The sequence below is a fragment of the Ruegeria sp. G5 genome (assembly GCF_056533365.1).
Map to the genome: position 1 here is coordinate 147,141 of NZ_JBQFOK010000002.1, position 14,340 is coordinate 161,480.

14 protein-coding genes are annotated in these 14,340 nt (G+C 55.4%); 3 read left to right on the forward strand and 11 right to left on the reverse strand.

The features are described from left to right. Positions 1–20 precede the first annotated feature (20 nt). From ACR0BD_RS03770 to ACR0BD_RS03780, 3 genes are all read left to right on the forward strand, one after another. A complete protein-coding gene (locus ACR0BD_RS03770) occupies positions 21–326 on the forward strand; it encodes a chorismate mutase (protein WP_480828969.1) in 306 nt (101 codons plus the stop codon). 51 nt (positions 327–377) lie between these two features. After that, positions 378–1,268 carry a bifunctional methylenetetrahydrofolate dehydrogenase/methenyltetrahydrofolate cyclohydrolase FolD gene (gene folD / locus ACR0BD_RS03775; RefSeq protein WP_480828970.1) on the forward strand — a complete coding sequence of 297 codons (891 nt, stop codon included), beginning with the start codon at positions 378–380 and terminating at the stop codon, positions 1,266–1,268. A 218-nt stretch (positions 1,269–1,486) separates the two neighbouring features. Next, a complete protein-coding gene (locus ACR0BD_RS03780; protein WP_480828971.1) occupies positions 1,487–2,230 on the forward strand; it encodes a LytTR family DNA-binding domain-containing protein in 744 nt (247 codons plus the stop codon). Positions 2,231–2,236: 6 nt separating this feature from the next. On the opposite strand, the gene pdeM is transcribed toward ACR0BD_RS03780, so the two are convergent. From pdeM to ACR0BD_RS03835, 11 genes are all read right to left on the reverse strand, one after another. Then, entirely contained in the window at positions 2,237–2,899 is a 663-nt protein-coding gene (gene pdeM / locus ACR0BD_RS03785; protein WP_480828972.1) for a ligase-associated DNA damage response endonuclease PdeM, read from the reverse strand. 18 nt (positions 2,900–2,917) lie between these two features. Then, a complete protein-coding gene (locus ACR0BD_RS03790; RefSeq protein WP_480828973.1) occupies positions 2,918–5,341 on the reverse strand; it encodes a ligase-associated DNA damage response DEXH box helicase in 2,424 nt (807 codons plus the stop codon). A 40-nt stretch (positions 5,342–5,381) separates the two neighbouring features. Further along, positions 5,382–6,689, reverse strand: coding sequence for a P-loop NTPase family protein (locus ACR0BD_RS03795; RefSeq protein ID WP_480694682.1), 1,308 nt, complete (start codon positions 6,687–6,689; stop codon positions 5,382–5,384). A gap of 115 nt (positions 6,690–6,804) precedes the next feature. Continuing rightward, complete coding sequence (locus ACR0BD_RS03800) at positions 6,805–7,350, reverse strand: prepilin peptidase (protein WP_480828974.1); 546 nt, start codon at positions 7,348–7,350, stop codon at positions 6,805–6,807. A 4-nt stretch (positions 7,351–7,354) separates the two neighbouring features. Continuing rightward, positions 7,355–8,206, reverse strand: a complete 852-nt coding sequence (locus ACR0BD_RS03805; RefSeq protein WP_480694678.1) for a tetratricopeptide repeat protein — start codon at positions 8,204–8,206, stop codon at positions 7,355–7,357. A gap of 28 nt (positions 8,207–8,234) precedes the next feature. Further along, complete coding sequence (locus ACR0BD_RS03810) at positions 8,235–8,774, reverse strand: tetratricopeptide repeat protein (RefSeq protein ID WP_480694676.1); 540 nt, start codon at positions 8,772–8,774, stop codon at positions 8,235–8,237. A gap of 38 nt (positions 8,775–8,812) precedes the next feature. Further along, complete coding sequence (locus ACR0BD_RS03815) at positions 8,813–9,811, reverse strand: type II secretion system F family protein (protein ID WP_480828975.1); 999 nt, start codon at positions 9,809–9,811, stop codon at positions 8,813–8,815. 10 nt (positions 9,812–9,821) lie between these two features. Continuing rightward, positions 9,822–10,790: a type II secretion system F family protein gene (locus tag ACR0BD_RS03820; protein ID WP_480828976.1), complete on the reverse strand. Its 969-nt coding sequence runs from the start codon at positions 10,788–10,790 to the stop codon at positions 9,822–9,824. Positions 10,791–10,802: 12 nt separating this feature from the next. Then, entirely contained in the window at positions 10,803–12,242 is a 1,440-nt protein-coding gene (locus tag ACR0BD_RS03825; RefSeq protein ID WP_480694670.1) for a TadA family conjugal transfer-associated ATPase, read from the reverse strand. A gap of 24 nt (positions 12,243–12,266) precedes the next feature. Beyond that, on the reverse strand, positions 12,267–13,502 hold the full coding sequence (locus ACR0BD_RS03830) for a CpaE/TadZ family protein (RefSeq protein ID WP_480828977.1): 1,236 nt from the start codon (positions 13,500–13,502) through the stop codon (positions 12,267–12,269). A 198-nt stretch (positions 13,503–13,700) separates the two neighbouring features. Continuing rightward, positions 13,701–14,324, reverse strand: a complete 624-nt coding sequence (locus ACR0BD_RS03835; protein WP_480828979.1) for an OmpA family protein — start codon at positions 14,322–14,324, stop codon at positions 13,701–13,703. Between the last annotated feature and the right edge of the window lie 16 nt (positions 14,325–14,340).

Sequence of the window (14,340 nt, forward strand, 5' to 3'; positions counted from 1 at the left end):
CGGGCCATGAGGAGATCGCAATGCCCACTCTGACACTGCCGCAAGACTGCCGATCGATGCAGGAATTGCGGAATCAGATCGACAAGCTGGACCGCCACCTGATCGAGATGTTGGTGACGCGCGCAGGTTACATCGACCGCGCTTCGCAGCTTAAACCCGGCGAGGGCCTGCCGGCCCGAATCCCGGATCGCGTCGAACAGGTGGTGCAACGCGTGCGCGACAGTTCGGACGAAATGGGAATGGACCCTGATCTGGCCGAAAAGTTGTGGCGCATATTGATTGACTGGTCGATTGCGCGTGAGGAACGCGTTCTCGGCCCGGACTGAATGAACGGGCGCTGTGCGCCCGATCCGTTTTTGGAAAGAAGGGATCACAGGATGGTAGCCCAGGTTATCGACGGTAAGGCCTTTGCCGCCAAAGTGCGCGCGCAAGTTGCCGATCAGGTTGCAAAGCTGAAAGAGGAAAACGGCATCACGCCCGGTCTGGCCGTGGTTTTGGTTGGTGAAGACCCGGCAAGCCAGGTTTATGTCCGTTCGAAAGGCAAGCAGACCGTCGAGGTCGGCATGAACTCGTACGAGCACAAGCTGGAAGCCGACACCTCAGAAGAAGATCTGCTGGCGTTGATCGACAAGCTGAACAACGATCCGGCTGTTAACGGCATTCTGGTCCAACTGCCGCTGCCCAAACACCTGAACGAAGACCTCGTAATCAACTCGATCGACCCGGCCAAAGATGTGGACGGTTTCCACATCTCGAACGTGGGTCTGCTGGGCACCGGTCAGAAGTCCATGGTGCCCTGCACCCCGCTGGGTTGTCTGATGATGCTGCGCGACTATCACGGTTCACTTTCGGGCATGGACGCGGTTGTGATCGGTCGTTCGAACATCGTGGGTAAGCCGATGGCGCAGCTGCTGCTTGGCGATAGCTGCACCGTGACGATCGCGCATAGTCGCACTAAAGACCTGCCAGAAGTTGTTCGCCGCGCCGACATCGTCGTTGCAGCCGTTGGTCGCCCCGAAATGGTGCCCGGAGATTGGATCAAGGAAGGTGCGACCGTGATCGACGTGGGCATCAACCGGATCGAGCGCGACGGCAAGAACAAGCTGGTCGGCGATGTCGACTACGCCAGCGCTGCGGAACGTGCGGGCGCGATCACTCCGGTGCCGGGTGGTGTTGGGCCTATGACCATCGCTTGCCTGTTGGCGAACACAGTGACGGCCTGCTGCCGCGCAAATGGCCTACCAGAGCCGGAAGGCCTGACTGCCTGATACAACACGCATCAGCGCATTGATCGGAAATCTAGGGCCGAGGGGTGAGAGATCCCTTCGGCCCTTTTCATTGGATTAAGATAACAATTAAGTTTGAATTGCAGGGGTTTGATTGTGATCTGAGGAGTGATAAGTCTTTATTTCCATTTGGTTAACTGGTTCCAGCTAAACGTGGCATTAGCTTTGACCGGATACAAAGAATAGAAAACCGAGAAGGTATGAGGATTAGTCTGAACTCAGTTTTGGCCGAGGTGACGGTGCTGCGATTGATTGCGGGGCTGATTTTCTTGCCCATCATGGCGCTGGTTTTCCAACCCTTTCAGAACATGGAGCTGTCCTTTTCGCTTCGCCTGATCTTTTGGACCGGCGTCATGACGTTGGCACTGGGGGTAAGTTGGGTCGCGCGGCGGCTACTGGCAAGGTGGTTTGCGCATAGCCAGTTCACGGCACGGGAACTGGTTGTTGTTCCGATCGTTTTCGTGCTGTTCGTTCCGGCCTTGTGGTTAATGGCCTGGCTTTTATTCGCGGTCGAGGGGCAGACAGCCCCCGATGTATGGTCCGTGGCCTCGTACGGCGTGCTAATAGCGTCTGGTCTGCTATTGGTCCGGAGAACTCCGGCAGTAGCGGTTCCAGAGGATGTCGCACGTGTTGAACTACGCCTTCTCAAAAGGCTTCCCACGGGTTTTTCAGGTCAGATCCTACACCTAATGGTACGTGACCATAGCGTGGATGTCGTCACGTCAGAGGGGACATACACGATCCGTTCCCGTCTGAGCGACGCCATCGCCGAGATGGAGCCTGAGCCGGGCCATTGCACGCACCGGTCACACTGGGTCGTGGACGCCGCCATTGCCGGAGTGGAACGGGAGGGAAGTAAGACCTTTTTGCGCCTGACGAACAACCATCTTGTACCAGTCAGTCGAAAATACAAACCGATGCTTGAACGTGACGGAGTGATTTAAGCGCATCTAGCGTGGCATTGGTATCAACTGAGGGTTCCGACCGGTTAAGATCGCCACTGCGTTATTGCCCATAAGGTCGCCAAATGCGTGGTCCGAGCTGAAAAGGCCGCCGGTGTATGTGCCATAGGCGGGCATGATCAACCGCCTGTCATCCGCCAGAAACGCCGGGCGCGAGATCATACGCCCTCGGGTACGAAGCCTTGCTTTGGGATGGTAATGACCTGAAATTTCAGCGTGACCGTCGGGTTGAGCGATATGGCGAAATACCAAGGGGCCGGCTCTATACTCAGCCAAGTGGGTTCCGCCCAGATCGACAGGTCCGGGATCATGGTTTCCTTCGATCCAGATCCATTGACGACCAGCTTGCAAGGCATTGATCTGCAATTGATCAGACGCGTCCAAGGTCATGACCGCATCCAGGTCATCGAAACTGTCACCTAGGCAGATTACGGTGCTGGCACCAGTGTGTTCAACATCACCTGACAGTCGGGTCAGCGTATCAAGGTTCTCGTAAGGGGGCAGTGACGCTCCGCCTCGTCGGGCGATACGTTCTGCCTTACCCAGATGCAGATCCGAGACGCATAAGACGCCGTGCTCTGGCCACCACAAAGCACCTGACCCCAAGGCGTGCAGGGTCTGCCCCGCAAATGAAAACGGCAATTCGTTCATGTTACGTTCTTGACGTGATTAAGCGTTCGAGGCAAGCGATTCCAAACCCGCCTCCTTCATTAAGCGGGCGCTTTCTTCGGCCAAAAGGCGTTCCTCGGCGGCGCCTTTGACCGGTACTTTTCCAACCTCAAGAAACAGGGGCGCTGAAAGCGGCGAGACCCGATCCAACCTCAACAGATCAATGCGACCGCCGATGCGGGCAATCATTGCTTCAATTCGGCCAAAGTCGACAAGCCCACGCATCGCCTCTTCACGTGTGATCTGCATCAACAGGTGCTCAGGATCGTATTTTTGCAACGTGTCATACAGGATGTCGGACGAGAATGTGGCCTGCCGTCCGCTTTTGCGCTGCCCGCCGGTGTTTCGTTCAATAAGCCCGGCTATGGTCGCCGAAGAGCGGAAGGTGCGTTTCATCACGGCATTGCCAGCAAGCCATGTGTCCAGCCCATCGCGCAGCTTGTCCAGTTCAAATAAGGGTCGCGGGTCAACCACCGCGTCCAGACCCCAGATCAGCGTTGCGTAATCCGTGGCGACAAAGCCCAAAGGGGCAAGGCCTGTTTCTTCCATACGTTTGGTTAGCAGCAGGCCCAGCGTCTGTTGCGCGTTTCGCCCCGCGAACCCATAAACGCACAGGTGTTCGCGACCGTCGCTGGGGAAACTTTCTACCAGCAAACGATCACGCTGAGGCAGTTGAGACATGTTGCGCTGCAAGGCTAGCCAGTCAGCCGTATGCGCCGGTAATTGCGGCCAATCGGATTGCGAAAACATGCGCAATATCCGATCGCTCAGTTGGGTCGAGGTAGCGAATTTTGTGCCGGAAAACGTGGCAATCTTCGGCTTGCGATCTGCACGTCGACTGACCTCAACCGTCATTTCGCGCAACCCTTCGTATCGCACGATCTGGCCCCCGATCAGGAAGGTGTCACCCGGGGTCAGGGATGCCGCAAAAGCTTCTTCAACCTCGCCCAAAGGTTTGCCGCCACGATTGCGTTTCAGGCGAACTTTCAGCGTATCGGTATCCTGTATCGTGCCAAGATTCATCCGGATTCGCTGTGCGGCCCTTGGATCGCGTAACTGCCATTTTCCATCAGGCCTTTTTTGCAGCCGTTGCCAACGGTCATAGGCGCGCAGCGCGTACCCTCCTGTGACACAGAAATCCAGACAGGCTTCAAAGGCGGCACGGTCCAAGTCAGCATAGGGCCCAGCCGTGGACATTTCGCGATAAAGTGTGTCGGCATCGAAGGGGCCAGCTGCTGCCGCGATCAGGATATGTTGGCACAAAACGTCCCGCGGACCTTGGCCCCGTGGCTCGCCGTCAAGCTCATGCGCTTTTGCGGCTTCCAGCGCGGCAACGCACTCTACCACTTCGAACCGGTTCGCGGGCACCAGTAAAGCCTTGGATGGGGCGTTGTAGCGATGATTTGCGCGCCCTATGCGCTGAACAAGACGTTTGACGTTCTTGGGTGCGCCAATCTGGATCACCAAGTCTACATCGCCCCAGTCGATCCCAAGATCGAGGCTTCCGGTACATACAATCGCGCGCAGGTCGCCACGAACCATCGCAGCTTCGACCCGTTCGCGTTGTTGCCGATCCAGGCTGCCGTGGTGGATACCAATTGGCAGGCTTTCCTCATTGGCCAGCCAAAGGTTGTGAAAGAAAATCTCGGCCTGTGCGCGGGTATTGTGAAAGATCAGAGTTGTCTTGTGCTGCCTGACCTGTTCCAGCACGGCCGGAATCGCATAGGCAGCCCCACCACCCGACCAGGGCGGCGCTTCTGTGGTTTCCAGCATGCGGATATCCGGATCTGGGCCTGGGTCCGCATGAACAACGGGGCAGGGATCAGGATGGCGGGCCAGAAAACGGGCGATTGCCTCTGTGTCTTCAACCGTAGCAGACAGCCCGACCCGGCGCAGATCAGGGCACAGGGTTTGAAGCCGCGCCAAGGCCAGCATCAACTGATCGCCGCGCTTACTTTCGGCCAATGCATGGATTTCGTCGACAATGACTCGTTGCACACCTTGGAACATACGCGGCGCATCCTCGTACGAAGTCAGCAACGCAAGGCTCTCGGGGGTTGTCAGCAAGATGTGTGGAGGATCGACACGTTGTCGTTTTTTCTGCGTGGCTGAGGTATCTCCGGTTCGGTCTTCGATACGTATGTTCAGGCCGATTTCTTCAGCAGGGCCACGCAAGTTACGCCGAATGTCAGCCGCAAGCGCCTTTAGGGGCGAGACATAGATCGTGTGCAGGCCGATGTGATCTTGTTCCGCCAAATCTGCGAGGGTGGGAAGAAAGCCCGCCATCGTTTTGCCGCCGCCGGTTGGTGCAATAAGCAGTGTCGCCGGGTCTGAGGCCCGATCAAACATCTGTTTCTGGTGCGGATGGATGGACCAGCCTCTGGCTTCAAACCAGTTTGTGATCCGGGCGGGAATCTGCGTCATAGCCGCAGATTAACCGCCCCATTATGGATTTTACACGCCGTTATTTGACGATTTTCTCGTCCTTGACGAACATGTTGGCCCACGCACGATCAATCAGGTCCGGGCTCATTTGATAGGGGATGCCCTCAAACTCGCAGATCGAGATCATCTGGTCGATCAGGAAGATCGGCTGATAGTTTGCGTAGATATTGTTGATGGTTGGGTACTTGACCTTGAGCAGATGCACCAACGCGGCCTCGTCCAGCGGCATACCGCGTTTGCGTGCCACCATGGCGAAGATTTTCAGGAAGTTCTCTTGGTTCGGGCCGTCAATCTTGATCTTGAAGAAGATCCGGCGCAAAGCCGCTTGGTCAAAGATCTCGTTCGGGTGGAAGTTGGTCGAGAAGATGACCAGCGTGTCGAAGGGAACTTCGAACTTTTCACCCGACTGAAGACCAAGAATATCCTTGTTTTCTTCCAGCGGAACAATCCAACGGTTGATCAGAGCCTGAGGTGGTTCCTGTTGACGGCCAAGGTCGTCCACGATGAAGATCCCACCGGTCGACTTTAGCTGCAGCGGGGCCTGATAGGTTCGGGCCGTGGGGTTGTAGACCAAGTCCAGCATGCTCAGCGTCAATTCACCACCAGTTACAACAGTGGGACGTTCACACTGAACGTAACGCGTGTCGAACCGCTTGCGTCGCCGCAAGCTATTGGGATCGTCAGCTTCTTGCTCGATGGCGGTATGTACGATTGGATCGTAAACGGTGATCACCTGACCCGCGTATTCGATGGCACGCGGAACGTACACGTTGTCCCCCAGCGCGTCCCGAATACCGTTCGAGATTGAGGACTTACCATTGCCCGGAGGCCCATACATCAATACCGAGCGACCCGCGCTAACAGCAGGCCCCAACTGATCAAGCAGCATATCCGGCAGAACCAGATGCCCCATCGCACCCGTCAACTGATCACGGGTGACCTGAATGTTGCGGATCGACTGGCGTTTCACTTGTTCCCGGTACACATCCAAAGGAACCGGCATCGCACCAAAATATTCGGACTGACTGAGCGCATCCAAAGCGCGCGCCTTGCCTGCGTCAGTCAACTGGTAACCCATTTCGTTGCCACTGTTGGCATTCAGCGTACCAGTCGCCTCGAGCAGTTTCTGCTCGCGCGCGATATCGATCAGTTCCTGCGTCACCGCACCCGGAAGGCAAACCGCTTCGGCCACTTCCGAAACCGTGTCGACGTTTTTGCGGAAAATCGTTTTCAGCAAAATGTCCCGCATCATTACGATAGGCAATTGCATTTCGCCCAGCCCTTTGGGGGTAGGGGGGGCCATTACCGAGGTCGTCTGCATATTCATGAGCGTTGCTCGTCCATCCAGTATTCACGCCATAGGCCCGCATGGGCCGCTTGGTGAAAATCTGGTCTTGCTTTGTGGCATCACCAAGGCAGGGACAAGGCGGAGTAATGATAGTTTACGAGCCGTAAACAGTGCCCAAAATCAAGTAGATGGCGAGGCTGCCGCCCAGTGAAAATCCCATGGGGAATTGCTTGCCCCGGTCCCAACTTTCCCAATCGGGCGCGATTGTCCGCAACGGCGTGTGTTTTGCCAATCTGTGCGTTACGAAAGCGGCCAGCGTAGCCGTCATCAGGATGAACAGAATCACCATAAAGTCACCTGCCCAAACAAACGCTGAAGCCGCTGCGATGAACTTGGCATCACCAGCCCCCATCACGCCTGCGGCGTTGAACAAAATCCCCAGGATCAGAAAAACCGGGATATGAACAAGCTGCCAAAGGTAAGGCGGTAAAGCCATGGAAAGTGGGCCAATTCCGCCTTCGATCCAGTCATTTGACCATGGTGGCAACACAAAAAGGCCGACGACTAGAAACACCGCGGCCAGCGCCACGACCGCGTGGTTCTTGATCAGCATGGAACGTAGGTCCGTGAAGGCCGCGTAAAAGCAGATCGGCAGAACGAACGGCAGAAACCAGCCTGCAGCCACTGCAGGAATCTGCATCAAATCAGGCTTCCTCGAGTGCCCGCAATGAGCGAACGGCTTCTTCGAAATGCTGCGGATGCGTTGCGATGGCTTCGCGGAACAGATTCTTAGCCGTGGTAACGTCGCCTTGCTTTACCGCAGAGATGCCCATTGTGTTCAACAGCAGCGCGCGTTCAACCTGTGACAGGGGCACAACCGGCATGCTATAGTTGCCTTGCGCTGCACGTGCCAGAACCAAGTTGTTTTTCGCCGTGAACAGAGAGCTGTCCTGCCGGATCGCTTCTGAAAACAGGCGTTCGGCTTCTTCGAATTCACCACGGGACAGTTTCGAATATCCCCAGTTGTTCATGACGCTACCGGGACGGGTGGTCAGTCCAACTGCGGTTTCATAGAAATGATCCGCGCGCTTCCAATCTTGGTTGGAGTCCGCAACCACAGCTTCGAGGCGATAACGCTTGAATGTCTCAAACGTTGGCGGGATCGAATCCAGTACCTTTTTTGCCTCGGTCCAATTACCAGAACGCACCAACGAGTCGGCATATTCGACACGGTCGACGTTGCCTGCGCCTTTCATGGTCGTCACTTTTTTCCACGCGGCCGCGGCCTCGGTCGTCCGCTTTGCCCGTGCCAAGGAAATGGCCAGTCCACGCTGCAGGTCAATGCGCCCGGGGTTTTTGGCCGCTGCACCTTGGAAATAGGTTACAGCTTCGTTTGGGTCGGCAGCCGACAACAGAACCTCGTTCAGGTTGGTTTCGTCAATGACGTTAACCTCCTGAAAGGTTTTTTCGACTTTTTCCTCCTCGGTCTCTTTTTCGCAGGCAGCAACAAGCAACCCACAGACCAGCATTGTCGGAATCAAGAATTGTTGGCGCATTTTGCGTCCCTTACTGCTCTTGCCTATGTTACGGGAGCTTGCGAAGCTTGAATTGCCCGTCGCCTTGCTGCTCCAGCGTGTATTCTTGTTCTTCGTCAGTAGTATTAACAGGATTTTCCATTTTTGCGAGCGCTAAGCGAAGATTGTCGCGGATTGCGTCACTTTCGCCATTGTCCAGCGCGAACGCGCGTTGGAAGACCTGAGCGGCTTCTGGGTATTCGCCCTTTTCGATGAGGATGACGCCCAGATTGTTCCACGCAACAGGCCAGTCGGGGTTTTCCGCAACTGATCGCCGCAGCAGAGTTTCTGCGGGCCCCAATTGCCTAAGCCCAAGGTTGGCAGTGCCCATCGCCGCCATTATTTCCGCGGTCATCCCCTGATCCAATGCGGCCCGGGCAAGGGAGTCCAGCGCAAGATCATACTCGCCAGCCGAAAGTAGCCGGTTGCCAACGACCAGAGGGTCTTCAACCTCTCCACTTGGGTCAAAACCTGGTGGATCAAGGCTGTCGTACAAGCTTTTTTCGGTGCAAGAGGCCACCATGGCGATCACCATGGCGGCCCCGAGCACTCGGCGAATCCTGTGGTGGACGCACCTGGACGTTAAAATCATAGAGGGGTTCCCGCGTTGCCTCCTGCGAAGTCCGCGATACCTTTTGCCGAAGGGCCAACAAGAATAACCAGCAACGGCGGTACCGTCAGCATCATTGTGGCAAGTGTCATCTTGGTTGGCAACTTGTTAGCGGCCTCTTCTGCACGCATCACGCGTTTGTCACGCATCTCGCTTGCGTAGACCCGTAAAGCTTCGGCGATCGAAGTACCGAAAGACGCCGATTGGATCATAACCGTAACAAACGAGCTTACGTCCTGAACGCCGCAGCGTGTTCCGAAATCGCGAAGAACCGTATCCTTGTCTTTACCTGCTTTCAGCTCGTAAGCCACCACCTCGAATTCCTGCGCAATGTCAGGGTAGGAGGCTTTCATTTCAGTCGCGACGCGAACAATCGCCTGGTCGAGTGATTGACCTGCTTCCACGCAAACGAGCATCAAATCCAATGTGTCCGGAAAACCAGCCACGATCGCTTCTTCCCGTTCGGCGACACGGCGTGTGATCCAGTATTTTGGCAAGTAATACAACGCGAGCGCCGGAACGATGACGCGAATTGCTGTTTGTTGGCCTGTAAACTCATTGTCGCCGGCCAACACCGTAACAAGAGCCACGCCAATCAAAATGCCGATCATACCAAGCGCGAATTGCGCAAAGTGGAAAAAGCGAACCGCGTCTTTAGAGTGATAGCCAGCTTGACGCAGCTTGAGCTGCATCGCCGAAAGTTCTTCTTGGTCTTGCGGTTCCAGAAAGGTCGAAAACTTTTCCAGTTGTTCGTTGCGGCCAGCATTCCGCAATCTATCGCGCTTGTCCTTCTTCTTGTTGGACTTAGGTGCGGCCGTCGAGCGCTGCAGTTTTTTCAGCGGGTCTTCTGGCTGGTTCATCATCAGCGGCACGGCAACAAGGATCATTACCAAGCCAAGGATGCCAACAACAATGAGAGGACCAAATTCGCCCAAGTTTTCTGTAAGTAAGGTGTTGATATGGGTCAGAAATTCCATGGTGGTATCCTCAGACCTTGATGTTCGTAAGAATGCGCATGACGATCAGGTTCAGTGTCAGCATAATGCCGACAAAGAAACACCCCGGAATGAACCACGGATGATCCAGAACGTCGTCATAGTAACCTGGGTCTTTCACCAGAATGAAAACCAGGCAGAATACAGGGAAACCGGATAGGAATTTCCCAGACCATTTCGCTTCGGCGGTAATCGCCTTCACCCTGCGGAACAGGCGGAAACGAGCACGGATAACCTGAGCCAGTCCAGCAAGAATTTCTGCTAGGTTGCCTCCCGATTGCTGCTGAATGCCAACGGCGACAGACAAGAAGCGTAGATCTTGCATTCCCAGCCGCTGCGCCATGTCTTTGAGGGCATCGCCTACGTCACGCCCATAGGCGCACTCGTCTGCTATTACCCCGAACTCGGTCCCAAGAGGATCTTGGACTTCGTTCGCAACGATTTGAACTGTCGATACAAAAGGGTTGCCGACACGCAATGAGCGGACCATCAGTTCTACCGCGTCGGGCAGCTGCTCTTCCATCATGCCCATGCGCTTCGTGGCTTTGTGATTGACCCACGCGTATACGCCGCCAACACCAATAGCGATCGAGATTGCAATTCGCAGGAACGTAGCGGTTGCCGTACCAATACTTAATCCAACAAACGCAAAGCTGGAAACGAGCACCATTATCATAATCAACTGACGAGGAGAGAACGCGATAGCCGCTTTCTGCGCCTTGTCCGCCAACAGCGAATACAGTGGGATGGATTGAGATTGCATGTGCTGCTGCATCTCTTTGCGCAGCTGCTCAAGCACTTGTTCACGTCCGACGCCCTTTTCCAACATATCAAGGCGGCGGTTAACACGGCTGTTGAGGCTGATGGATTTACCAAAAGCCACCAGATAGATGCCTTCGACAAGCGCCAAAACGGCGACGAAGATCACAACATAGATTAGAGCTTCAATGGGCAGTTGCATATCAAAGTCACCTTACATCGTCGTTGGTTCATAGATGGATGCGGGCAGGTCAAAGCCCCACAGACGGAAGCGCTCGGAATAGTGGCTGCGCACGCCGGTTGCGGTGAAGTGACCAATGATCTTGTTGTCGGGTGTCAGACCAACGCGTTGAAACCTAAAGATTTCCTGCATCGAGATGACGTCGCCTTCCATGCCGGTGATCTCGGTGATCGAGGTCATTCGACGCGAACCGTCCTGCAGACGGCTGGCCTGCACGATCAGGTTCACAGCGCTAGAGATCTGGCTGCGGACGGCCTTGATCGGCATCTCGATGCCAGCCATCGCGATCATGTTTTCCAGACGCGAAATCCCGTCACGGGCCGAGTTGGCGTGGATCGTTGTCATCGATCCGTCGTGGCCGGTGTTCATGGCCTGCAACATGTCGATCACCTCGGCGCCACGCGTCTCACCGACGATGATGCGATCGGGACGCATACGCAGGGCGTTTTTCAGACAGTCGCGCGGGCTGACTTCGCCTTTGCCTTCGACGTTTGGCGGGCGGCTTTCCATCCGGCCCACATGGGTCTGTTGCAGCTGAAGTTCCGCCGTATCCTCAATGGTCAGAATGCGCTCGGCGTCGTCGATAAAGCTGGACAAAGCGTTCAGGGTTGTCGTCTTACCGGAACCCGTACCGCCCGAAACGATCACGTTCAGACGGGTGGAAACAGCAGCCTGTAGATAGGCGGCCATTTCTTCGGTGAACGCACCGAAATTCACCAGGTCATCAATACCCAGCTTGTCCTTTTTGAACTTACGAATGGAAACCAGCGAGCCATCAACGGCGATCGGCGGCACCATCGCGTTGAAACGTGAACCATCCGCCAGACGGGCGTCCACATATGGGTTGGATTCGTCGACGCGACGACCAACCGCGGACACGATCTTGTCGATGATCCGCATCAGGTGTTTCTCGTCCTTGAACGTGATGTCGCTGATCTCCAGCTTACCTGCACGTTCCACGAAAATCTGTTGCGGTCCGTTTACGAGGATATCGTTGACCGTGTCGTCCTGAAGCAATGTCTCCAGCGGACCCAGGCCAGTCACCTCGTCGTAAAGCTCTTTGTTCAGTTGCGATCTGTCTTCGCGGTTCAGAACAATGTTCTTTGTTTCCAACACTTCGCTGGCAATTGCGCTGATTTCAGTACGCAATTCAGCCTCGCCTGCGTTTTCCAATGCGGCAAGGTTCAGGTTTTCCAGCAACTCGCGATGAAGCTCGATCTTGATCTCGCCAAGACGTTCTTTTCGCTTGCGGTCCCGGTCGGAAGCTGTTGGCGCGGCTTCTTTCTTTTTCAACGGTTTCCGGATGACCGCGTTTGCGGTTGGCGCTTTTTCTGCAGCAGGTACAGGTGCTTCGGTCTTTACCTCGGCCTGAACAGGCTGCGCTTCGGGCTGTTTTTTGTATCTTGAGAACACGACGGTTACCCCTTTGGACCTGTGTTACGCGGCTTCGGCGTTGCTGCTGCCAAGGCTGTGAAGCGACTTGGCCAGTTTTGCGATTTCGCGACGTAGAGGGTTCTTTGCGGCGGAATTTGCCAGCGGTAATCCATGGTCTCCGCTTTGCATAACGGGCTTACCGCCGTCCGGCAGTTGCAGATCGATGGAAATGCCAAGGCTTTCGCCCATCCGTTTGACCCGACTTTTGCCGTTCAAATCAGTGAACTTAGGTGCCCGGTTCATTGCAAAACGCAGCTTGTTGAACGGCAACTCTTCGGCTTGAAGGGCCCGTTTCAGGCGCAATGCATTTTGTGCTGAGCGCATATCCAGTTCGATCAGAGCGAAATAAACATGGGCGGCCTGCAGAACCGTCTCGGACCACTGAACCAGGGTCGTTGGCATATCCACGATGACGTAATCGAAGTGTTTGCGGGCTGTGTCGATCACACGCTGAATGTCTTCTGATGTGATCAGATCCAGCGGAACCATGTCTGACGGGGCCGTCAGCACTTGCATTTTATCTTCGTAGGTCTGAAGCGCCTGCGAAAAGACGTCGTCGTCCATGGCGGATGTATCGGACAGCATCTCGAAGACGGTCTCTCTGCGCGGAAGGTCGAGGTAAGTCGAAACAGTGCCGTACTGCAGATCCAGGTCAATCAGACAAACGGTCGGTGCTTCCTTTTCAGAAACAGTTGCAAGTTCCCAAGCGAGATTAACCGCGAGCGTTGTTGATCCGACACCCCCGGCCAAACCTTGAACGACGAAAAGCGCGCCTTCTTTTGATGCACCCTGCGCCAGAGATACTGCGGCCTCTTGGGCAAGAACCACGGGGTCGGGTTTGTTCATGCGGTCGATTGCTTCGCGCAACTCTCCCTCGGGCAGAGGGTAGGGGACGAATTCATCGGCGCCTGAACGCAAAAGCTGATGCAAGGATGCCGGCGTTACGTCTTCGGCGATCAGTACAACTTTGATTTTCTTTTCTTTTGCGCGGGTGATGATCTCACCCATCATTGTCAGGTTGTCCTCGTCCTCGCCGTCAATGGCGAGGGCAACGAATTCAAGATTGTCCGCTTCGGGTTGGCCGAAAAATGCCAGAGCCTCGGCAAAGCCCAAGTCACCCCAGCGTTCGCCCAAGGCGGCTTCCATGTCTTCAATTAACAAATCGAAATTCTGAACATCACGGCTAATCGTGCAAGCCAGAATGGCGTTGTTGTCTTCGTTTGTCGTGGCGCTTGTCATTAACACAATCCTCGTCCAGAGGGCAGCAAGCCGAAGCGAACCTAAAAAGGTTCGCCTTGGAGAGCTGAAGCCCTGTCACGGCGCTATCGGCCGCTTAACACCCAATTGTAGAAAATGTGGCTTGGAACTTAGGCGAGAATGGGGCGCAAAAGAACCAATTGTTGGGAATTGGGCGACGATGTCGCCCAATTCGAATTATTATTCAGCGATGTCTGTCGCGTCGACATCCTGGATGGCGCTTTCGGTCGTCGCGCTCTCGACGTATTCGCGGTAAATGACCTCCGCGTACTTGCCGTCAAGCAGCTGCGGTTCACGATCCAAGAAGCCTGATACTTCGGTCACAGTACGACGATTGCGTCGATCTCTATTCGGTGTGTCGATCAGAGGTTGCGTTTTGCCAAAGGAAACAACGGCTTCCAGGCGCGACCGCGAGATACCCTGTCTTGTCAGGAACGCAACTGCCGCGTTGGCGCGACGCTGGCCCAGGCTTTGGTTGTAAGCCTGCGATCCGACACGGTCAGTATGGCCGTAGACCCGGAACCGTGCCTCAGGGAACTGTTTGATCCAATCGGCCTGCCGCAGAAGAATCCGCTGCGCAGCTGCATCCAACTGTGAACTGTTAAAGTCAAAGTTGATCTGCGTCGGTACCTCGGCGGCGAACCGTTGTCCCAGGATCTGGGCGTATGTCAGTTCACCGGTCAGAACCTGCTGGTTGTTCAGCGTCGCATTGCCAAAGGCACCTTGGTCGACTTCGTATCCGGCCTCACGCGTACATGCGGCGACAGCGACCGAAAGACCCAGTGCTATTATCCACTTTTGCATTGGTCCTATCCTCCTA

Coding starts and splice junctions, on each gene's coding strand:
- ACR0BD_RS03835 (WP_480828979.1), bottom strand. CDS start 14,324: ATGCAAAAGTGGATAATAGCACTGGGTCTTTCGGTCGCTGTCGCCGCA.
- ACR0BD_RS03805 (WP_480694678.1), bottom strand. CDS start 8,206: ATGCGCCAACAATTCTTGATTCCGACAATGCTGGTCTGTGGGTTGCTT.
- ACR0BD_RS03790 (WP_480828973.1), bottom strand. CDS start 5,341: ATGACGCAGATTCCCGCCCGGATCACAAACTGGTTTGAAGCCAGAGGC.
- ACR0BD_RS03820 (WP_480828976.1), bottom strand. CDS start 10,790: ATGCAACTGCCCATTGAAGCTCTAATCTATGTTGTGATCTTCGTCGCC.
- ACR0BD_RS03795 (WP_480694682.1), bottom strand. CDS start 6,689: ATGAATATGCAGACGACCTCGGTAATGGCCCCCCCTACCCCCAAAGGG.
- ACR0BD_RS03770 (WP_480828969.1), top strand. CDS start 21: ATGCCCACTCTGACACTGCCGCAAGACTGCCGATCGATGCAGGAATTG.
- folD (WP_480828970.1), top strand. CDS start 378: ATGGTAGCCCAGGTTATCGACGGTAAGGCCTTTGCCGCCAAAGTGCGC.
- pdeM (WP_480828972.1), bottom strand. CDS start 2,899: ATGAACGAATTGCCGTTTTCATTTGCGGGGCAGACCCTGCACGCCTTG.
- ACR0BD_RS03800 (WP_480828974.1), bottom strand. CDS start 7,350: ATGCAGATTCCTGCAGTGGCTGCAGGCTGGTTTCTGCCGTTCGTTCTG.
- ACR0BD_RS03815 (WP_480828975.1), bottom strand. CDS start 9,811: ATGGAATTTCTGACCCATATCAACACCTTACTTACAGAAAACTTGGGC.
- ACR0BD_RS03830 (WP_480828977.1), bottom strand. CDS start 13,502: ATGACAAGCGCCACGACAAACGAAGACAACAACGCCATTCTGGCTTGC.
- ACR0BD_RS03780 (WP_480828971.1), top strand. CDS start 1,487: ATGAGGATTAGTCTGAACTCAGTTTTGGCCGAGGTGACGGTGCTGCGA.